Origin of the sequence: Xylophilus sp. GW821-FHT01B05 (assembly GCA_038961845.1) — a bacterium.
In the GTDB taxonomy this organism is placed as follows: domain Bacteria; phylum Pseudomonadota; class Gammaproteobacteria; order Burkholderiales; family Burkholderiaceae_C; genus Xylophilus.
The window spans coordinates 3,462,254-3,483,313 of sequence record CP152408.1 but is presented as its reverse complement, the minus strand read 5'-3'; the positions used below and the strand labels follow the sequence as shown (position 1 = coordinate 3,483,313).

18 protein-coding genes are annotated in these 21,060 nt (G+C 65.8%); 17 read left to right on the top strand and 1 reads right to left on the bottom strand.

Translation table 11 applies throughout. The features are described from left to right. The 11 genes from AAFF27_16200 to AAFF27_16150 all read left to right on the top strand — a co-directional run bounded on the left by AAFF27_16200 (nt 1) and on the right by AAFF27_16150 (nt 13,431). Entirely contained in the window at nt 1-744 is a 744-nt protein-coding gene (locus tag AAFF27_16200) for an SDR family oxidoreductase (protein XAH21557.1), read from the top strand. Continuing rightward, on the top strand, nt 741-1,691 hold the full coding sequence (locus tag AAFF27_16195) for an alpha/beta hydrolase (protein XAH21556.1): 951 nt from the start codon (nt 741-743) through the stop codon (nt 1,689-1,691). The genes AAFF27_16200 and AAFF27_16195 overlap by 4 nt, the downstream gene beginning before the upstream one ends. A gap of 2 nt (nt 1,692-1,693) precedes the next feature. Then, a complete protein-coding gene (locus AAFF27_16190) occupies nt 1,694-3,184 on the top strand; it encodes an OB-fold domain-containing protein (protein XAH21555.1) in 1,491 nt (496 codons plus the stop codon). Nucleotides 3,185-3,199: 15 nt separating this feature from the next. Further along, nucleotides 3,200-4,402 (top strand): acetyl-CoA acetyltransferase, encoded by a 1,203-nt coding sequence (locus AAFF27_16185; protein ID XAH21554.1) that lies wholly within the window; start codon nt 3,200-3,202, stop codon nt 4,400-4,402. A gap of 15 nt (nt 4,403-4,417) precedes the next feature. Beyond that, the gene (locus AAFF27_16180) at nt 4,418-5,977 is read left to right on the top strand and encodes a long-chain-fatty-acid--CoA ligase (protein ID XAH21553.1); all 1,560 of its coding nucleotides are present in this window, start codon (nt 4,418-4,420) and stop codon (nt 5,975-5,977) included. A gap of 69 nt (nt 5,978-6,046) precedes the next feature. After that, nucleotides 6,047-6,829 carry an enoyl-CoA hydratase/isomerase family protein gene (locus AAFF27_16175; GenBank protein XAH21552.1) on the top strand — a complete coding sequence of 261 codons (783 nt, stop codon included), beginning with the start codon at nt 6,047-6,049 and terminating at the stop codon, nt 6,827-6,829. Beyond that, complete coding sequence (locus AAFF27_16170; GenBank protein ID XAH21551.1) at nt 6,826-7,623, top strand: enoyl-CoA hydratase-related protein; 798 nt, start codon at nt 6,826-6,828, stop codon at nt 7,621-7,623. Before AAFF27_16175 ends, AAFF27_16170 begins: the two co-directional genes overlap by 4 nt. Before the next feature lie 20 nt (nt 7,624-7,643). Beyond that, nucleotides 7,644-9,161, top strand: a complete 1,518-nt coding sequence (locus tag AAFF27_16165) for a 3-hydroxyacyl-CoA dehydrogenase (GenBank protein ID XAH21550.1) — start codon at nt 7,644-7,646, stop codon at nt 9,159-9,161. 36 nt (nt 9,162-9,197) lie between these two features. Beyond that, entirely contained in the window at nt 9,198-10,535 is a 1,338-nt protein-coding gene (locus AAFF27_16160; protein XAH21549.1) for an FAD-dependent oxidoreductase, read from the top strand. 11 nt (nt 10,536-10,546) lie between these two features. Beyond that, nucleotides 10,547-12,220, top strand: a complete 1,674-nt coding sequence (locus AAFF27_16155) for an acyl-CoA dehydrogenase family protein (protein XAH21548.1) — start codon at nt 10,547-10,549, stop codon at nt 12,218-12,220. Beyond that, a complete protein-coding gene (locus AAFF27_16150) occupies nt 12,217-13,431 on the top strand; it encodes a CoA transferase (GenBank protein ID XAH21547.1) in 1,215 nt (404 codons plus the stop codon). Before AAFF27_16155 ends, AAFF27_16150 begins: the two co-directional genes overlap by 4 nt. Before the next feature lie 5 nt (nt 13,432-13,436). On the opposite strand, the gene AAFF27_16145 is transcribed toward AAFF27_16150, so the two are convergent. Continuing rightward, a complete protein-coding gene (locus tag AAFF27_16145; GenBank protein ID XAH21546.1) occupies nt 13,437-14,048 on the bottom strand; it encodes a TetR/AcrR family transcriptional regulator in 612 nt (203 codons plus the stop codon). Between the two features lie 162 nt (nt 14,049-14,210). Here AAFF27_16145 and AAFF27_16140 point away from each other — a divergent pair, with 162 nt between their 5' ends. The 6 genes from AAFF27_16140 to AAFF27_16115 all read left to right on the top strand — a co-directional run bounded on the left by AAFF27_16140 (nt 14,211) and on the right by AAFF27_16115 (nt 21,034). Further along, nucleotides 14,211-15,491: an FAD-dependent oxidoreductase gene (locus AAFF27_16140; GenBank protein XAH21545.1), complete on the top strand. Its 1,281-nt coding sequence runs from the start codon at nt 14,211-14,213 to the stop codon at nt 15,489-15,491. A gap of 187 nt (nt 15,492-15,678) precedes the next feature. Then, complete coding sequence (locus tag AAFF27_16135; GenBank protein XAH21544.1) at nt 15,679-16,470, top strand: ABC transporter ATP-binding protein; 792 nt, start codon at nt 15,679-15,681, stop codon at nt 16,468-16,470. Further along, nucleotides 16,467-17,249 (top strand): ABC transporter ATP-binding protein, encoded by a 783-nt coding sequence (locus tag AAFF27_16130; protein ID XAH21543.1) that lies wholly within the window; start codon nt 16,467-16,469, stop codon nt 17,247-17,249. The genes AAFF27_16135 and AAFF27_16130 overlap by 4 nt, the downstream gene beginning before the upstream one ends. Next, complete coding sequence (locus AAFF27_16125; protein ID XAH21542.1) at nt 17,242-19,116, top strand: AMP-binding protein; 1,875 nt, start codon at nt 17,242-17,244, stop codon at nt 19,114-19,116. The genes AAFF27_16130 and AAFF27_16125 overlap by 8 nt, the downstream gene beginning before the upstream one ends. Then, nucleotides 19,116-19,988 carry a branched-chain amino acid ABC transporter permease gene (locus AAFF27_16120; GenBank protein XAH21541.1) on the top strand — a complete coding sequence of 291 codons (873 nt, stop codon included), beginning with the start codon at nt 19,116-19,118 and terminating at the stop codon, nt 19,986-19,988. The genes AAFF27_16125 and AAFF27_16120 overlap by 1 nt, the downstream gene beginning before the upstream one ends. Next, the gene (locus AAFF27_16115; protein ID XAH21540.1) at nt 19,988-21,034 is read left to right on the top strand and encodes a branched-chain amino acid ABC transporter permease; all 1,047 of its coding nucleotides are present in this window, start codon (nt 19,988-19,990) and stop codon (nt 21,032-21,034) included. The genes AAFF27_16120 and AAFF27_16115 overlap by 1 nt, the downstream gene beginning before the upstream one ends. Nucleotides 21,035-21,060 lie beyond the last annotated feature (26 nt).

The window sequence follows — 21,060 nt, the reverse complement described above, 5'->3', positions numbered from 1 at the left end:
ATGAACCATCCTCACAGTCCAGCGGGCCGGCGTGCCGTCGTGACGGGCGGTGCCAAGGGCATCGGCGAGGCCATCGTGCGGCGCCTTGCTGCGGACGGCATCGACGTCACGATCGCCGATCTGGACCTCGAAGCCGCCAAGCGGGTGGCCGCCGACATCGGCGCGACTGCTGTGCAGCTCGACGTCACGCAACTCGCCCGCGTGCGGGAGGTGTTGCTAGTAGAGGGTCCGTTCGACATCCTCGTCAACAACGCCGGCATGGACCAGCATGCCTTCTTCACGAAGACAGGCATCGACGAGTGGCGGATGCTGCTCGCGGTCAATCTGGAGTCGGTCTTCGCCACTACGCACGCGGCTCTGCCGGCGATGCAGGTGGCGGGCTTCGGGCGCATTGTCAACATCGCCTCGGAAGCTGGTCGAATGGGGTCGCGTGGTGGTGCAGTCTATGCGGCGGCCAAGGGCGGTGTGATTGCCTTCACCAAGTCGATCGCGCGTGAGAACGGATCGAAGGGCATCACCGCCAACGTGATCGCTCCGGGTCCGATCGACACGCCCTTGCTGCGGCAGGCGGTGGCGCAGGGCGGCGACAGCTTGCTGGCCGCCATGCGCGGCGCCACGCTGGCCGGCCGTCTCGGCACGCCTGACGAGGTGGCCGCAGCCGTCGCGTTCCTGGTGTCCGACGATGCCGGCTTCATCACCGGCGAGACGCTGGGCGTGTCCGGCGGCATGGGGTGCGGGCAATGAGAGACAACACCGACATCGCAGTGAAGCCGGTCGAGGCGGTCATCGCACGCGTGAAGAAGGTCTACCGCAGTTGGGGCCGCGACACCACGGTCGCGCAGATGCGCGAGGACTGGGATGCGCTGTTTGGCGTGGATACCGTGCCGGCCCTGGTCGCGCCCGTGGTCGCGGGGGGGGTGCCCGGACAGTGGGTGGCGGCGCCCGGCGCCAATCCCGGCAAGGTGCTGCTGTACTTCCACGGCGGCGGCTTCCAGGTGGGTTCGAGCCGGTCGCATTTGGAACTGATGGCGTGCATTTCGGCTGCTGCGGGTTGTCGCGTGCTGGGCCTGGACTACCGACTGGCGCCCGAACATCTCTTTCCTGCTGCGCTCGGCGACTCCTGTGCGGCCTTTGATTGGCTACTTTCCCAGGGCCTGGAGGCGAGCGACATCGCGCTTGGTGGAGACTCGGCCGGGGGCGGCCTCGCGCTGTCGACGGTGCTGGCGCGACGCAATACCGGGCAGCCGCTGCCGGCTGCTGTCGTGCTGATGTCGGCCTGGACCGATCTGACGGCGATGGGGCAGAGCTACGAGACTCGCCGGGCGGTCGACCCGATCCACCAGCGCCCGATGATTCTGGCGATGGCGCGCAATTACCTGGGTGCGCACGGCGACCCTTGCGATCCGCTCGCATCGCCATTGCTGGCTGACCTGCACGATCTGCCCCCGTTGCTGATACAGGTCGGCGATCGCGAGACGGTGCTGAGCGATTCGACCTTGTTCGCGGACAAGGCGCGAGCGACTGGCGTGCAGGTCGAGCTGGAAGTCTGGAAGGACATGGTCCATGTATTCCAGCAGTTCCCTCGCGAACTCGAAGAAGCGCGTGAAGCCTTGCAGTCCATCGGCCGCTTCCTGCGGCTGCATCTGCAAACGGACGCACCTGTTTTCCCACCCATCACAAAAGGTCCCTGACGATGTTCGGTATCACTGGATACGGCGGCTACGTGCCGCGCTTGAGGCTCGCCCGCCGCGCGGTGGTCGAGGCCAACGCTTGGTATGCACCGCATCTGGCCGGCAAGGCCAAGGGCACGCGCAGCATGAGCAACTGGGATGAGGACAGCATCACCATGGCGGTGGCCGCAGCGCGCGACTGCCTGGGCGCTAGCGAGGACCGCAGCCATGTGCGCAGCGTGCTGCTGGCCTCGACCACGCTGCCCTATGTGGAACGGTTGAATGCCGGGGTGGTCTGCGAAGCGCTGACCCTGCGCGAGGACGTCGAAGCGATCGACATGGGCGGCTCGCAGCGCTCGGCGCTGTCGGCGCTGACCCAGGCGATGGCCCGGGTCCGCACCGGCGGTGGCGACGCGTTGGTCGTGGCCTCTGACCATCGCAAGACCCGCGCCGCGAGCTCGCAGGAACTGGACTTCGGCGACGGCGCGGCCGCTCTGCTCGTCGGCTCCGGCCAGGTCATCGCCGAGTACCTGGGGGCGGGCACGCTGTCGGTCGACTTCATCGACCACTTCCGCACGACCGGCGAGGACATCGACTATGCGTGGGAGGAGCGCTGGGTGCGCGACGAGGGCATCGGCAAGCTGGTGCCGCGTGCCATCGCCACGGCGCTCGCCGAGGCCGGCGTCGAGGCGGAGAAGATCGACCACTTCATCTTCCCGAGCACCTTCCAGAAGATGGATTTGCAACTGGCAAGACGCTGCGGCATCCGCGCCGAGGCGGTAGTCGACGCGCTGGCCGCTCAGGTCGGAGAGACCGGTGTGCCGCATGCGCTACTGCTGCTCGCGCAGGTGCTCGAACGCGCCCGTCCCAGCCAGTTGATCCTCGTCGCGCAGTTCGGCAGCGGCGCGCAGGCGGTGCTGTTCCGGGTTACCGACGCGATCGGCTCGTTCCGCCCGGTGAAGGGCGTGAGTAGCCAGCTCGCCACCGGCGTGGAGGAGCACAACTACACCAAGTTCCTGTCGTTCAAGGAGCAATTGCGGCTGGAGCGCGGCATGCGCGGCGAGCAGGATCGCAAGACGGCGCTGAGCACCGCCTACCGTCACAAGGCTGCCATCCTCGGGTTGGTCGCGGGCCGGTGTGAGGTCACGGGTTCGGTGCACTTCCCACCGTCGCGCCTGTCGCACGACCAGGGTAGGCCGCTGCAGGACACGCAGAAGCCTTACAAGCTGGCCGAGCGCCGCGGACGTGTGCTGAGCTGGTCAGCCGAGTCGCTGTCCTTCCACCGTTCGCCGCCGCACCACTACGGGCAGGTCGACTTCGACGGCGGTGGTCGCATCCTGATGGAGTTCACCGACGTGGCCCAGGGCGACATTGACACCGGCACCGAGGTCGAGATGGTGTTCCGCATCAAAGACATCGACGAACTGCGCGGCTTCACCCGCTACTTCTGGAAGGCCACGCCGGTGCGCACGCCTTCTTCTTCCCCCACTGAATCTTCGGCCGCAACGGCCTGACACCAGGAGCACCATATGGCCACAGGCATCAAGGACAAGGTCGCCATTCTTGGCATGGGCTGCAGCAAGTTCGGCGAGCGCTGGGACGCGAGCCCTGAAGATCTCATGGTCGAGGCCTATAGCGAGGCGATGGCCGACGCGGGCATCGAACCCGAGCAGCTCGATGCCGCCTGGTTCTCGACCCATATGGACGACGTGGGCGTGGGCCGCGGCGGCACGCCGATGGGCATCGCGCTGCGCCTGCCCAATATCGGCGTGACCCGCGTCGAGAACTTTTGCGCTGGCGGCTCGGAGGCGATCCGCGCCGCGGTCTACGCGGTGGCGGCAGGCGCCTGCGACATCGCGCTCGCGCTCGGCGTGGAGAAGCTCAAGGACACTGGTTACGGCGGCCTGCCGGTGGCCACCGTCGGTACCTACATCCCGCAGTGGTACCCCAACGCGGTGGCGCCGGCGAACTTCGCTCAGCTCGCCAGTGCATACCAGCGCAAGCACGGCGTCGACGCGGCTCTGCTCAAGCGCGCGATCGCGCACGTGTCGATCAAGAGCCACGCCAACGGTGCGAAGAACCCCAAAGCGCATTTCCAGCAGGCCGTGACCGAGGAGCAGGTGTTGAAGGCGCCGATGATCGCGCAGCCTTTGGGCCTTTACGACTGCGCGGGCGTGTCTGACGGCGCGGCGGCTGTGATCGTGACCACGCCCGAGATCGCACGCAGCCTCGGCAAGCGCGATTTGGTGACCTTCAAGGCGCTGCAAGTCGCGGTCTCCAACGGCTGGGAGATGCACTCCAACGAATGGGACGGCAGCTACGTGCACACCGCGCGGATCGCTGCGCGCAAGGCCTATGCCGAGGCAGGCATCACCCGGCCGCGCGAGCAGATCAGCATGACCGAGGTGCACGACTGCTTCTCGATCACCGAACTCGTGACGATGGAAGACCTGGGCCTCTCGGAAGACGGTGGTGCGGTGCGCGACGTGCTCGACGGCCATTTCGATGCCGAGGGCCGCATTCCCTGCCAAATCGACGGTGGCCTCAAGTGCTTTGGGCATCCGATAGGCGCCAGCGGTATCCGCATGCTCTACGAGATGTACCTGCAACTGCAGGGCAGGGCTGGCGCGCGCCAGTTGGGCGATCCGAAAGTCGGTCTCACTCACAACCTGGGCGGCCAGCCCTCGCAGAACGTGTGCTCGGTGTCAATCGTCGGGCGCGAAGGCGCCTGAGAGCCAGGAGCCCTCATGTCCGTGAGCCTCACCCAGTGCATTCACCGTGCATTGCAACAGCACCCCGATCGCACCGCCACCGTCTTCGGCAACCGGCGGCAGAGTTACCGTGCGCTGTTCGAGCGTGTAAGCCGGCTTGCCGGTGCCATGCGCACCCTCGGCGTGGAGCAGGGCGACCGCGTCGCGATCCTCGCGCTGAATTCCGACCGCTACCTTGAGGTCTATCTCGCGGTGCTCTGGATTGGCGCGGCCATCAATCCCGCCAACACTCGTTGGAGCGCGAAAGAACTGGCCTATTCGTTCAACGACTGTGAGAGCGTGCTGCTGTTCGTGGACGACGCACACTTGCCATTACTTGAAGCGATCCGCGCGGAAGCCACCACGTTGCGCGACATCGTTTACCTGGGCGAGGCTGCGTGCCCTGCGGGTACTCGCGACGCCGAAGGCCTGGTGGCGGCCGCCGCGCCGGTCGAGGATGTGCGGGCCGCCGGCCAGGACCTGGCTGCGGTGTTCTATACCGGCGGCACCACCGGTTTTCCCAAAGGCGTCATGCTGTCGCATGAAAGCATGATGGGCTCCGCATTGAATCGCTTGGCGCTCGGTCAGTCGGTGGGCCCCGTCTACCTTCACGCGGCCCCGATCTTCCATCTGGCCGGTGCGATGGGCGTGTTCTGGCAGTTCATCGCGGGCGGCACACATGTGCTGATCCCGTCATTCACCGCCCTGTGCTTCATGGAGGCAGTGGCACGAGAGAGAGTGACCGACACGCTGCTGGTGCCAACCATGATCCAGATGGTGCTGGACCACGCGGACTTTCCGCGCCATGACCTCAGCAGCTTGCGATTCCTTGTGTACGGCGCATCGCCGATCTCAGAAAGTCTTCTCGACCGCACCACGGCGGCGTTTCCGAGCATTTCGCTGATGCAGGGCTATGGCATGACGGAACTTGCCGGTTGCGTGAGCTTCCTGCCCCCGTACTACCACACGCTCGAGGGGCGTGCGCTGGGCAAGTTGCGGTCGGCGGGGCGTGCCGCAGCGATGTCCGAGGTCAAGATCGTTGATGCTGACGGCGCCGAAGTCGAGCGTGGTGCGGTTGGAGAGATCGCTGCACGCGGCATGTCGGCCATGCTGGGTTACTGGAACAAGCCTTCCGAGACGAGCAAGACATTGCGCGACGGATGGGTCCATTCCGGCGACGGTGCCTACATGGACGAGGATGGTTTCATCTTCATCGTCGATCGCATGAAAGACATGATCGTCAGCGGCGGTGAGAACGTGTACTCGGCCGAGGTCGAGAACGCCGTGCTCAAACATCCCGCGGTCGCCTCTTGCGCTGTCATCGGAATCCCGTGCGAGAAATGGGGAGAGTCCGTCCATGCGGTGGTCGTGGTCCGACCGGGTGCAGAGATCGACCAGAGCGCATTGATCGCGCACTGCAAGACGCTGATCGCCGGCTACAAATGCCCGCGCAGCGTTGAGCTGCGCGAGGAATTACCACTGTCGGCTGCCGGGAAAATCCTGAAAAACAAGCTACGCGAGCCCTACTGGGATCGGCACGTTCGCATGGTCAATTGAGGCGTGTTGCGTGGGCCCTGCACACGCCGGAGAACAATCGAGATGAACTCAACTATGACATCCGGCGGAGTGGTCCTGCTCGACCGCCCGGCGCCGCAGGTGGCGCGCCTGCGCATCAACCGGCCCGACAAGCGAAACGCAATTGACCATGCGGTGCGGCAGGCGCTGGTCGAAGCGTTGCTTGCGCTGCGCACGCAGACCGACGTACGTGCGCTGGTATTCGGCGGCGTGGCAGGCGTGTTCTCCGCAGGTGGCGACCTGCCAACCATGGTCGGCCTCGATGAGGCCGGCGCACGCGAGCGGCTGCAGCACATCCATGGCCTGTGCAGGCTGGTCGCTGAACTGCGCCTGCCTGTGGTGAGCGCGATCGAGGGCATCGGCGCCGGTGCGGCGATCGGTCTGGCGCTGTTGGGCGACCAGATCGTGGTCGGCAAAGGCACGAAGATCCTGTTCCCCTTTCTGAGGCTGGGCCTCGCACCCGACTGGGGGCAGCTCTTGACCCTGCCGCGCCGCGTGGGCTTGCCCGCGGCACGTCGCATCCTGACTGCAGGTGCGGCCGTGACCGGCCCGGAGGCCGAGCGCATCGGTCTGGCCGATGTCCTGGTCAATGATGACCAGGTGATGGATGAGGCCGTGCGTCGCGCGATCGAGGCCGCGCGCTTGCCGAGCGACGCCTTCGTGCGCATGAAGAACCGGCTGAACAACGTGTCTGGATCGCTCGACGCCGAGCTGGCGCGGGAAGAGGCTGATCAGGTCGTCTGCCTGCTCGGCCGCGAATTCAAGGAGGGCTTCGCGGCCTTTCGCGACAAGCGCGAGGCCGACTTCATCGCTCTGCCCGGAGCCGTGTCGTGACGGGCTCCACAGCGTCGCCCGATGCAGGTGCGCCCGTGCGCGTCGAGCGCGATGGCGCGGTGGGCATCGTTACCCTCGACCGGCCCGAAAAGCGCAATGCGCTAGACCTCGCCATGCGTCGCGCCATCGCCGACGCGGTGACGGCGCTGCAGGCGGAACCGGATGTGCGCGCCATCGTCATCACCGGAAGCCTCACGGTGTTCGCGGCGGGCGCCGACCTGAACCTGTTGGTGGACAAGGGCGCGCAAGAGGTTGCCGAATTGGACCTCGGGCAGTACTGGGCGCCGGTAGCGCGAAGCGCCAAGCCCGTGATCGCAGCGGTGAGCGGCTTCGCGCTGGGCGCGGGCTGCGAGCTCGCGATGATGTGCGACTTCATCGTCGCCGATGCCAGCGCACGGTTCGGCCAGCCCGAACTGGCGGTGGGCATCATGCCCGGCGCCGGGGGCACGCAGCGGCTGCTGCGTGCGGTGGGCCGGCCGGTGGCCAGCATGCTGTTGCTGACCGGCGAGATGCTGACGGGCGAACGTGCCTACCAACTCGGTTTGGTGGCCGAGCTCAGTGCCGGCGGTGAAGCGCTCGCGCGTGCCGTGGCATTGGCGCGCAAGGCCGCGCGCATGCCGCCGAAGGCCGTTGCGGCCACTCGGCGCGTGCTGCATCAGGGCGCGGCCCTGCCGCTGGACATCGCGCTCGCCCTCGAGAACCGCGAGTTCCTGCTGCTGTTCGACACGGCCGACAAGCGTGAAGGCATGCGAGCCTTCCTCGACAAGCGCAAGCCCGAGTTCACCGGGCGCTGAAGCCTCTACGGAACCTATTCATGTCTTCCAGAACCCTCCACACCATCGGCGTCGTCGGCGCCGGCACCATGGGCCGCGGCATTATGCAGTTGTTCGCGCAGGCCGGACACGAGGTGCGCTGCTTCGACGCGGCCGAAGGCTCCGCTGCCAGGGCCATCGACTTCGTGAGCGGCATGATCGGCCGCAGCGTCGAGAGGGGCCGGCTGAGCGCCGAGGACTTCGAGCGCGTCCGCAGCCGGATGAGCGCTTGCAGCGACATGGCGGGACTCGCGTCCTGCGACGTCGTGATCGAGGCCATCGTCGAGGACCTCGGCATCAAGCAGCAGCTCTATCGTGCATTGGAAACCGTGGTCGCGCCGACGGCCCTGCTCGCGAGCAACACCTCCTCGCTGACGGTGGCCGACATCGCCGCCGCCTGCGCGCATCCACAGCGTGTGGCCGGACTGCACTTCTTCAACCCGGTGCCGCTGATGAAGGTCGCCGAGGTGATCGCTGCGGTTCGCACTTCGCCCGAAACGATCGCCACCTTGCGTGCGCTGGTCGAAGGCGCAGGCCATCGCGCGGTCGTCACCGCCGACCAGCCTGGCTTTCTCGTCAACCATGCAGGCCGCGGCCTCTACACCGAAGGCCTGCGCATCGTCGAGGAGCAGGTCGCGTCGCCGGCGGAGGTCGACGACGTGCTGCGTGGCGCTGCGGGCTTTCGCATGGGTCCGTTCGAACTGCTGGATCTGACAGGCCTGGATGTGTCGAGCAAGGTGATGGCCTCGATCTACGAGCAATTCCAGCACGAGGCGCGCTTTCGGCCTTCGTCGCTGGTCGCGCCGCGCGTGGCGGCCGGGCTGTTCGGCCGCAAGAGCGGTGCCGGCTGGTATGTCTACGACGGCGACAGGAAGGTCGTCGCGCCGGTGCGTGCGGTGCCAGCGCTTCCTGTCGGCCTCGACGTCTGGATCGACCCGCAGGCGCCCGATCGTTCCGACATTGCAGCTCTGGTTGAACGCGCGGGCGCGCGCTTGTCCGATGCGCCCGACGGGAGTGCTCTGCTGCTCGTTCAGGCCTGGGGCAGGGATGCCACGAGCACCGCGATCGACCTGGGGCTGGAGGCCTCGCGCTGCGTCGCGATCGATCCGCTGCCGGGCTTCGGCCGGCACCGCACGCTGATGCTGACTGCGAGCACCACGCCGGCGATGCGCGACGCCGCGCTGGCGCTGCTCACGAGCGACGGCGTTGCCGCCACCGTGATCAACGACAGTCCCGGCTTCATCGCGCAGCGTGTGCTTGCGACCATCGTCAACATCGCGGCCAACATCGCACAGCGTGGCATCGCATCGATCGAGGACATCGAGGATGCGGTGCGGCTCGGCCTGGGCTACCCACAAGGCCCGCTGAGCTGGGGCGATGCGCTCGGAGGCGACAAGGTGCTGGCGATCCTGCGCGGCATGCAGGAAGCCACCGGTGACTCGCGCTACCGCCCCAGTGCGTGGCTGGTGCGCAGGGTCAGCCTCGGCCTTTCGCTGCGCACGCCCGAAGCGCTGCGCTGAAACCTTGAACATTTCCAAATCATCCAAGGAGACTTCGTGACCCCGTCCATTTCGAATCCCGGTAGCAGCAGCGATGTTTATGACACCGTCGTCATCGGCGCCGGTGCTGGAGGCCTGTGCGCCGCTGCGCGGCTGGTGGCCGCCGGCAGGAAGGTGCTGGTGGTGGAGAGCCGCGACCGCGTCGGCGGCCGTGCATCGAGCGAGCAGATCGATGGTTTTACCGTCAACATCGGCGCCATCGCCATCGAACTGGGCGGCGTGTTCGAGGAGACCTTCGCGCAGGTCGGAGTGCCGCTGGATCTGCGCGAGCCCAGCCCCGCGACCGTGTTCTACATCGACCGAAAGGTGATCAACGTGGCCAAGGGCGGCTGGGGCATGCTGCTCGGCGGCTTTACCAAGCAGGCTGCGAAGATCGGCAACAAGTTCGCCGATGCCCGCGCCGGCGACCTGCCAGAGGCCAAGCTCACGACGCAGGAATGGCTCGCCCAGTACACGAAGAACGATACTGTGCACGCCATCTTCCGCAACCTCTGCGCGGCGATCTTCGCGGTCAATTCCGAAGAACTGCCGGCGCGGGCTTTTCTGACCTATTTCGCCGTGAAGGGCGCTTTCAAACGGTTCGGCTTCTGCCCGCGCGGCACCATCGGCCTCTGGAACGATCTGGCCGACGGCATCCGCCAACGTGGTGGCGAGGTCTGGCTGAATGCGCCGGTGACGGCGTTGCATGCGGCCGACGGCCGGGTGACGGCGCTCGACGTCGTGCAGGATGGAGTGGCGCGCCGTATCCAGACCCGTACGGTGATCAGCAACATCGGCCCGACTGCAACCGTGTCGCTGCCAGGTGGTGAGGCCTTTGGCCACGATTACGTGGCGCACGCCAAGCAATCACCCAAGCCCGCCGCCAACATCGTGATCAACTTCGCAACGCAGCAGCGCCTGGTCGACGTGCCCGGCCTGCTGACGTTCGGCAAGACGCGCCGCCTGTGCAATATGGGTGAGCTCACGGCCACCTGTCCTGAACTCGCGCCGCCGGGCTGGTACATGTATGTGGCCTACGCGGTGCCCAAGCCCGCACTCGGCGACTTCGATGAGAAGGCCGAGATCGAGGCCTCGCTGCAGGACCTGCGCGACGAGTTCCCGGGCTTTTCCGAAGCGAAGATGCTCTCGATCCGCGTGATGCGCGACGCCTGGCCGGCCCAGCGTTCGTGTGCCGGCTTCGACTTGTCGCAGGACACGCCGCTCGACAATTTGTGGCACGTCGGCGACGCCGTCAAGGATTACGGCGACGGTGGCACCCAGGCCTGTGCCTACACGGGCCGCGAAGCGGCACGGAAAGCCGATGCCATGCTGGTCGGCGAGTCCGTTGCAGACTGAGGACATTCACTATGAGCAATCTGCATCAGCGCGACATCGATTGCGCCGCGCTCCTCCTGGGGCGCGTGCGCCCCCTGTTCGACCAAGGCGTTGCCGCGCTGGCTGCGACGTGCGCGCTGAACGGCCAGTTGGATGCGCGCCGCCTGGATGCCCACCAGGTCGAGAGCTTCGAGCTCGCTTGGGCCAGCGCGGACCTGCTGGCGGCCGACACCGTCATCGGTGGGCTGGACGCCGAATCGCGCGAGATTGATGTGCGGCTCGCGCTGATCTTCGCTGTCGAGGCCATCGCAGCGGTGTTGCCGAGACTGGAGTTGCTGGCCCTAGAGAGAGGCGAGGGCCTGGGCGCGCTTCAGGCTGTGGCGGCAGCGCCGGAGTGGGCGCAACTGCGTCACTCGGCGTCGAGTGCGCAAGCCCTCGAGAGCGCGGGTCGCGCGCTCTTTCAAGCTGATGGCGACATTGGCCGCGTGGCGCTAGATGAGCCGCTCGCAATGGCGCAGGACGCCTTCCGACGGTTTGCGGCCGATGTGGTCGCGCCGCAGGCAGAAGCAATCCATCGCCACGACCTGACCGTGCCAGAGACGCTGCTCCAGCCTCTGCGCGACATGGGAGTGTTCGGCCTGTCGATCCCAGAGCGCTACGGCGGCAGCGCACCGAACGATCGGGAGGACACGCTGATGATGGTGGCGGTGACCGAGGCATTGTCGGAGGCCTCGCTGGCCGCCGCTGGCAGCCTGATCACGCGCCCCGAAATCCTGAGCCGTGCGCTGCTCGCCGGCGGTACTGAAACCCAGAAGGCGCACTGGCTGCCGAAGATTGCGATGGGCGATCCGCTTTGCGCGATCGCCATTACCGAACCCGATTTCGGCTCCGACGTGGCCGGGCTTGCCCTGAAGGGAACGCGGACCGAAGGCGGCTGGCTGCTCACGGGCGCCAAGACCTGGTGCACCTTCGCCGGCAAGGCGCAACTGCTGATGGTGGTGGCGCGGACCGACGCTGATCGCGCAGCAGCGCATCGTGGCCTGAGCCTGCTGCTGGTTGAAAAACCGTCATACGACGGCCATGTCTTCGAGTTCGTGCAGTCCGGCGGTGGTCGCCTCGTCGGCAAGGCGATCTCGACCATCGGCTACCGCGGCATGCATTCCTTCGACCTGTCTTTCCAGGATTTTTTTGTGCCCAACGCCAACGTCATCGGAGAAAAGGAGGGGCTCGGTAAAGGCTTTTACTTCACGATGGCGGGCATGATGGGCGGGCGTATGCAGACCGCGGCGCGCGCTTCGGGTGTGATGCGTGCGGCGCTGAAGGCCGCGATGCAATACGCAGCGGACCGCCGGGTCTTCGGCGCGCCGCTGGCGGACTATCAGCTCACCCAGGCCAAGCTTGCGCGGATGGCCGCGCGCTTCGCCGCCTGCCGCCAGCTTGCCTACGCGATCGGCCGCGTGCTCGATCAGGGCGGCGGACGCATGGAGGCGAGCCTCGTGAAGTTGCTGGCCTGCAGGTCGGCCGAGCTGGTCACACGTGAAGCATTGCAGATCCACGGCGGCATGGGCTATGCGGAGGAGAGCACCGTGAGCCGGCTTTTCGTCGATGCACGGGTGCTGTCGATCTTCGAAGGTGCGGAAGAGACGTTGGCGCTTAAGGTGGTGGCGCGCAGCCTGATGGAGGGCGCGTTGGCGCCCGGAGCATGAACGGCAATGGCATCCTGGCCGGCATGCGCGTGATCGAGGCTGCCGCCTTCGTGGCGGCACCCTTGGGCGGCATGACGCTGGCGCAGATGGGGGCGGACGTGATCCGTATCGACGCCATCGGTGGTGGGCTGGACCACCGGCGCTGGCCCGTCAACGTGGAAGACGTCAGCCTGCTTTGGAGTGGTCTGAACAAATCGAAGCGGTCGGTGGCGATCAACATCGCCTCGCCCGAGGGACGCGAACTCGCGATGGCGCTGATCGCCGCACCCGGCGAGGACGCCGGCATGCTGATCACCAACTTCCCGCCGCGCGGCTGGCTCGACTTCGACAAGTTGAAGTTGCAGCGCAGCGACCTGATCCAATTGACCCTGCAAGGCGATCGGCATGGCGGGTCTGCAGTCGACTACACGGTCAATGCGCGCATCGGTCTGCCGTTCATCACCGGTCCGGCATGCAGCGACGGGGTGGTGAACCACGTTCTGCCGGCTTGGGACTTGATCACCGGACAGATGGTGGCGGTCGGGCTGCTGGCGGCGGAGCGGCATCGGCGCCGGTTTGGCGAAGGCCAGCATGTGAAACTGGCGCTGGAAGACGTGGCATTGGCGGTCATGGGGCACCTGGGCTTCATCGCCGAGGCCGAATCGGGCGTGCAGCGCGCACGCCACGGCAACGAACTCTTCGGTGCGTTCGGCCGCGACTTTGTCTGCGCCGACGGGGCACGCGTGATGGTGGTCGGACTCACTGGGAAGCAATGGCGCGCGCTGTGCGATGCGACCGGACTTGGCGATGCGATGCACCAACTCGGAGATGAGCTGGGCCTGGATTTGCGGCGGGAGGGCGATCGCTTTCGAGCGCGCAGCGAGATCGCGCGCGAGATGGGCCGCTGGATCGCAGCACATCGACTCGAACACATCGCGGCCGCCTTCGACCACCACGGCGTGTGCTGGAGTCGCTACCAAACCATCGGCCAGTTGGTAAGCGACGATCCATCGTGCTCCGAGGCCAACCCCATGTTCGCGGTCGTCGACCAGCCCGGCATCGGTCGAACGCTGGCACCGGGCATTCCGCTGGACTTCTCGGCCATGGCCAGGCAAGTGGTTGGCCCGGCGCCACGGCTGGGTCAACACACCGCGCAGGTGCTGCACGAATTACTGGGGTTGGACGCTGCCTCCTTCGGTCGCTTGCACGACAAGGGCGTTGTCGCGTCCTGATGGGCTCAAGCCTTGGTGCTGAACTCGCTGTCCTTGAAGCCGTAGACGAAAAGCTGCGAGATGCGCTCGGCCAGTTCCTTCGGCGAGATCGCGCCGCTCTTGCGGTACCAGGTGAAAGTCCAGATGATCATGCCGAACAGCAGCATGGCGTAGGGCGCTTGCACCTTGTCGGGCAGCATGAGACTCGGGTTGATTTCCTTGAGCAGGCCGATCATCAGGTCCACCAGTTGAGTCTCGAGCTTTCGTACCTGCCTGCGTTGCGCCAGCGGCAGGAATTTGAGGTCGTTCACCAAAACGAGGTGCTCGTCGCGCGAGTGGGCGGCCCGCTCGACGAAGGCGCTCACGTAGCGCCGGAAACGCTCCTCGGCCGGCAGCGGCAGGCCTACGATGCCCGCCAGCTCGGCCGCTTGTCCGGTGATGTGCTCGCGCACGATCTCGAACAGCAGATCTTCCTTGCCAGGAAAGTAGTGGTAGAGATGGGACTTCGACGTCCCGCAGGCGGTGGCCACTTCGACCATGGTGGTGAGTTCGAAACCCTTGCGGGCGAACAACGTGGCGGCGCGGTCGAGGATCGACTGCTTCTTGTCGTCGTAGTCGTCGGCGCGTACTCGTGTCATGACTGGCCTGTAGGTTGTTGTGATGCGGCGCCGTCGGCCGCTCCATTCTATTGACGGCAAAAGAAGCGAAGCCCCGCTTGCAATGCGCGGTCTGCATCCTTATTATTAGTCCGTCTGGACGGACTATAAACATCGACGTGCGCGTCGAGCCTAGGGGCAACCATGCATTCTTGCAATACCTTGTTAATCGTCGGCGCCGGCAATGCGGGCTCCGAACTTGCCATCGGCGCACGCCAACTCGGCTGGGCTGGGCCGATCGTCCTGCTGGGCGAAGAGACGCATCTGCCCTACCACCGTCCTCCGCTGTCCAAGGCCTTTCTCCAAGGCACGGCGACGCCGGACTCGTTGTCGATGCGGCCGCGCGAGGCCTATGAGAGGGCCGACATCGACGTGCGTCTCGGCCTGTCTGTCGCATCGATCGATCGCGGCAAGAAAACGGTGCGGCTGAGCAATGGCTCGGCGCTGCCCTATGCCAAGCTTGCGTTGTGCACGGGCGGCCGCCCGCGACTGCTGGTAGCAGAAGGGCTCGATACGCAGGCCCCGCCGGGTAACCTGCATGTGCTGCGCACGCAGGCCGATGCCCAGAGCATCCGTGAGGGACTCGTGCCCGGCACGCGGTTGGTCGTGATCGGTGGCGGCTACGTGGGGCTGGAGGTCGCCGCATCGGCGCGCAAGCTGGGCACCGACGTCACGGTGCTGGAGGCGCAGCAGCGCGTGCTGGCGCGGGTGACCGGCGAAGCCATGTCGGCGTTCTATACGGCGGTGCACCGAGGGGCGGGCGTCGACATTCGCACTGGTGTCGCCGTGAAGCGCTTCGAATGCAATGAGAGCGGCCGTGTTACTGCGGTCGTCTGTAGCGACGGCGTGCGCCTGCCTGCCGACTGCGTGGTGGTGGGGGTGGGCATGCTGCCCAACGCCGAACTAGCGGCGGCGGCAGGGCTGGCTGTGGATGGCGGCATCGTGGTCGACGCGCTCTCTGTTACCTCCGACCCTGACATCTTCGCGGCAGGGGACTGCACGGTGCACGACCATGCGCTGTATGGCCGGCTCGTGCGGCTGGAGTCGGTGCCTAACGCGCTCGAGCAGGCCCGCGCGGCAGCCTCTGCGTTGTGCGGCAAGCCCAAGCCGAACCATTCGGTGCCTTGGTTCTGGTCCGATCAATACGACCTGAAGCTGCAGATGGTGGGCCTGTCCGCAGGCTTCGAGCAGTGCGTGCTGCGTGGCACGCCGCAGGACCGGAACTTCATCGCCTTCTACCTGCGCAATGGATGCGTCATTGCCGCGGAGGCGGTTAACCGTCCTGCGGACTTCATGGTGGCGAAGCGGTTGGTCGCAACTGCATGTCGCCTCGATGAAGCGTTGCTGCGTGATGCTTGCGTGCCGCTCAAGGAGTTGCTGGAGAGACCGGACACGGCCCTGGCCTGCGCCACGGGTAAGTCCTAAGTACCCGGCGCCATATCCAAAGACACAATCTACCCAATTCAAAGACCGTCTGGTCGGTCTATTTAAAAAAGTTCTTGGATTTTCAATTTCGTGACCGGCATCGATGTCCATGAATTCACCCCTATCTTCCGTGCATCTAGCAGCCCAGGCGTCTGCCCATGCCGGCGCCTCGGTGCCGAGAGAACCGATGCTCGCGCTGCGTAACATCCAAGTGGTCTACGGCGGCGCCATCGAGGCGGTGCGAGACGTCTCGCTCGAGGTTTCTGCCGGCCAGATCGTAGCGCTGCTTGGCTCGAACGGCGCTGGCAAATCGACCGTGCTCAAGGCCGTCTCGGCCGTGCTTGATGCCGAGGACGGAAAGATCGAGAAGGGTTCGATCCAGCTGCTGGGCCGGTCGATAGAGCATGCGTCGGCGCACAGCATCGTAGGCCTCGGCCTGGTGCAGGTGCCGGAGGGCCGTCGGCTGTTCGCCACGCTCACGGTCGAGGAGAACTTGGTCGTCGGCGCGCACCTGCAGGACCGCCGCACGCTCGCCGAAGCGCGCGCTTACGTGTTCGGCCTGTTTCCTCGCCTGGTGGACAAGCGTCACCAGATCGCCGGCTACCTGTCGGGCGGTGAGCAGCAGATGGTGGCCATCGGCCGCGCGCTGATGAGTCGACCGAAGATGCTGGCGCTCGACGAGCCCTCGCTGGGTCTGGCGCCGCTGGTGGTGTCGGAGATCTTCGAAGCGATCCAGACCCTGCGCGACCGCAGCGGGCTGACCATCCTGCTGGTTGAGCAGAATGCCAGCCGCGCGCTGGGCGTCGCCGACTATGCCTACATCATGGAAAACGGCCGCGTGGTGCTTGACGGCACGCCGGAGGCTCTTGGGCGAAACGCTGACGTGCGCGAGTTCTATCTCGGCCAGGGCGCCAAGCAGGGCCGCACCAGCATGCGCGACGTGAAGCACTACAAGCGCCGCAAGAGGTGGCTGTCATGAGTGGCGCACCGATCCTCGACGTGCGCGGCGTGTCCAGGTCCTTCGGCGGCGTGAAGGCCGTCAATGACGTCAGCCTGCACGTCATGCCGGGCGAAATCGTGAGCCTGATCGGCCCGAACGGCGCGGGCAAGACCACGACCTTCAACCTGATCAGCGGCGTGCTGCCGCTGTCGGCGGGTCAGATCCTGTTCAAGGGCAAGGACACGGCGCGGCTGAAGTCCTCTGAGTATGCGAAAGCCGGCATCGGTCGCACCTTCCAGAACCTCGCACTGTTCCGCCACGGCACGGTGGCCGAGAACCTGCTGATCGGCCGACACGTCCATTTCGACTACAGCGTACTGGAGTCGCTGCTCTTCTGGGGCCGCCCGCGCAACGCTGAGATCGCCGCGCGCCGCAAGGTCGAGCAGATCATCGAGTTCCTCGAGATCGAGGAACTGCGTGACAAGCCGGTATCGCAGTTGGCCTACGGGCAACAGAAGCGGGTAGAGCTCGGGCGTGCGCTGGCCTGCGAGCCGGCACTGCTGCTGCTCGACGAAATCGTCGCCGGCATGAATCGCGAGGAGAAGGAGGACATCGCCCGCTTCACGCTTGACATTCGCGACGAGTTTGGCGTGTCGGTGCTAATGATCGAGCACGATATGCAGGTCGTGATGGACCTGTCGGATCGCATCTACGTGCTCGATTTCGGCAGCCTGATCGCCGAAGGAACGCCACAGCAGGTGGCCGCCGATCCGCGGGTGCTGGCGGCCTATCTGGGGGGAGAAGCGGCACATGCGTGAATCAGTGATTTCGAACGAACGGCTCGCACGCGGCGAAGCCACGCTGCCCGAATTGTTGCAGGCCCATGCCCGCACGCGCGGCGACCAGGTTGCCCTGCGCGAGAAGAGCCATGGCATCTGGCAGGGCACGACCTGGGCCGGCTATGAAACGGCCGCCCGGCACGTGGCGCTGGGTTTGATGAAGCTGGGCTTGGTGCGCGGCGACCGCATCATCATCGCAGCCGAGGACGTTCCGGCCTGGTTCTTCGCTGATCTCGGTGCGCAGATGCTCGGGGTGCAAGTGGTCGGCATCTACCCGACCAACCCATGGCCAGAGGTGCAATACATCGCGCGCCATTGTCAGGCGAAGGTCGCGATCACCGGCGACCAGGAGCAGACCGACAAGGTACTCGATGCGATGAAGGAGGGCGAGGGCCTGCCGTTTCTCGAGCACGTGTTCTGCGTCGACATGAAGGGGCTGCGCCGCTACGAGCCCGGCCGGCCGCGCAGTTTCGAGGCGCTGATCGAACTCGGCCGCGAGTCGGCGGCGGAGGATTCGCTGGCCGTGCAGCGGCTGGACGAGTCGATCGCGTCGCTGCTGCCGGACGACGTCAATATCCTGGTCTATACCTCCGGCACCACCGGGCCACCGAAGGGCGCGATGCTGACGCACCGCAACTTCGTCTACGGCGCCCATGCCTATGCGGCTGCGCGTGGCATGCTCGGCAAACCCTTCGAATCTGTCTGCTATCTGCCGCTTTGCCATGTGGCCGAGCGCAGCTATTCGACGGTGATGCACCTGCTGACGGGCGGCTGCGTGAACTTTGCCGAGTCGATTGACACGGTCTCGGCCAACATCCGCGAGATAGCGCCGTCCTTCTTCCTGGGGGTGCCGCGTATCTGGGAAAAGCTGCAGCAGAACTTTGAGTTCCGCATGAAGGATAGTGGGCGAATTCCGCAGGCGATCTTTCATAGGGGCATGCAGCGTGGGCGCCTGCTGTCGGACCGCCGCGCCCTCGCGGGCGGGCGTGCCGGGCTGGGCGACCGACTGGAGTTCGGCTTCTGGTATGCATTGCTCTATCGCAACATGCAGCGCCACATGGGCCTGAACCGCAGCCACACGCGCATGTGCGGGGGCGCTTCGGTTTCGCCGGAGACGCTGCGATTCTTCGACATCATCGGCCTGCCGGTAGGGCAGGGCTACGGCCTGACCGAATGCGGTGGACTGGCCTTCGTGCAACTGCCCGACCGGCCCAACGTCGCCGGCAGCTGCGGCGTGCCCCTGCCCGGCACCGAATGGCGACTCGGCCCCGACAACGAGGTATTCGTTCGCTCGCCCGGCGTGTTCAAGGGCTATCTGTTCGACGACAAGGGCACACAGGACGTGATGGATGCCGATGGCTGGCTCGCCACCGGCGACATCGTCGAGGTTCGACCCAACGGCGAGATCGCGGTGGTCGACCGCAAGAAGGCCATCATCATCACCAGCGGCGGCAAGAACATTGCGCCGTCCGAGATAGAGAACGTGCTGAAGGACAGCCCCTTTGTGCGCGAAGCGATCGTCGTCGGTGAGGGCAAGAAGTTCCTCGGCGGGCTGATCCAGATTGACTTCGACAGCGTCGGCCGCTGGGCCGGCGAGCGCGACCTGCAATACACCACCTACAAGTCACTGGCCGGCCTGTCCGAGGTACGCGAACTTATACAGGGCGTGGTCGATGCCGTGAATGCGCGTTTTGCACGAGTCGAGAACATCCGCCGCTTTGTGATCTTCGAAAAGGAACTCGACCACGACGACGGCGAGCTTACAGCCACGCAGAAGGTTCGGCGCGGTCTCATCAACCAGAAGTTCGCGCGCGAACTCGAGCAGATCTATGGGGAGGGCGCCTGATGGGCTACCTGGCGGAACTGGTGATCTCCGGGCTGGTGATCGGTGCCATCTATGGGCTGATCGCAATGGCTTTCTCGGTCATCTACAAGGCCACGGGCCTGGTCAACTTCGCACAGGGGGAGGTGGGAATGCTCATCGCCTACCTGTCGTGGTCCTTCAGCACCACCTTTGGTACCGGTGCTTTGGGCGTGGTCGCAATGGCAGTCGTTGGCGGCGTCACGGTCGGGCTTCTGATCGAGCGCATCGTGATGCGGCCGATGCTTGGCGAGCCGGTGTTCTCGGCGGTGCTGGTCACTATCGGCCTGGCCGTGGTGCTGCGCTCGTTCGTCATCTTGGTCTGGGGCGCCTCGCCGCAGAAGCTGGATGTGGGCGCGGCCGATGCGGTGCTGCGCTTCGGCGGGATCGGTATGCGCAGCAGCCAGATCGGCGTGGTGGGGGTGCTGTTGCTGTGCGTGCTGGGCGTGTGGTTGTTCTTTCAGCGCAGCCGCTTTGGCATCGCGATGCGGGCGGTGGCGGCCGACGAGAAGACGGCACGACTGATGGGCGTGTCGACGGCGCAGGTTCAGGCGGTGGCCTGGGCGGCCTCGTCGGTCTTTGCCGGGCTCGCAGGCGTGTTCTTCGCCGTCATCTACAACCTGTCCCCCGAGTTGTTCGCGCTGGGCCTGAAGGCCTTTCCGGCCACGGTGCTCGGGGGGCTCGACGCGGTGATCGGCTCGGGCATCAGTGGCCTGGTGATCGGCGTGGCCGAGAACCTGGTCGGCGGCTACGTGTCGTCGACGCTCAAGGAGGTGGCGGGTTTCCTGCTGATCCTCGTGGTGTTGATGGTCCGGCCCTTCGGCTTGTTCGGTGAACGTGAGATCGAGAGGGTCTGATGCGCAGTGGTTTCTTCAAACAGGACTTCGGCACGCTGGTCGCGCTGACGGATTCCCGCCTGGTCAAGACCTGGGTGGTGATCATGCTGGCCGCGCTGGTCGCGCTGCCGTGGGTGGCAAATGCCTACCTGCTGTCGCACGTGACGGTGATCCTTTTCACTTTGGTTGCAGTGCTGGGGCTTAACGTGCTGACGGGCTTCACCGGGCTGATCTCGCTTGGCCATGTCGCTTTCCTGATGCTCGGGGCCTACGGCTATGCGATCGCGGTGAGCCGGCTCGGCTGGCATCCGCTGCTGGCCTTCGGCATGGCGGGCGTGGTGCCGGCCGTGGCAGGGCTGGTGGTGGGGGTGCCTTCGCTGCGACTCAAGGGGTTGTATCTGGCGATCACTACGCTCGCGTTCTCCTTCATTGTGAGCGCGGTGATCCTGGCGGGGGGCAAGTTCACCGGCGCGGCGCGTGGCATCCAGGTGCCCAGGCCCACGCTCTTCGGCGTGAGCCTGACCGATGACAAGGCGCTCTACGGCTTGTGTCTGGCTGTTGCCGTGCTCACGGTCCTAGCCGTGCTGAACATCCGCCGCACGCGGCTCGGCCGCGCCTTCGTCGCGATCCGCGACAACGACATCGCCGCGCGCGCCATGGGCATCAACCTGTGGCGCTACAAGTTGGTCGCCTTCGTCATTAGCGCCTTCATCACGGGCATTGGTGGCGCTCTCATGGCGATTTACATCAACTTCGTGACGGTGGAGGGCTTCCCCTTCCTGCTGAGCATCGAGGCGCTTGCGATCATCGTGGTGGGTGGGGTCGGCTCGGTGCTGGGCGCCGCGCTGGGCACGGTCTTCATCGTCACGCTGCCCGAAGTGGTCGCATCGCTGTTCGGACTGCTCGGTGGCCGCTATGCCGAGGTGCTGACCACCAGCGCGCACGAGGTCAAGAGCATGTTGTACGGCATCGCCATCATCGCCTTCCTGCGCTTTGATTCGCGCGGGTTGCTGGGCATGTGGCATGACCTGCGCCATCGTTGGATTCACTGGCCGCTGCGCTACTGAAGGCACTGCATTTTCGAACGACAACG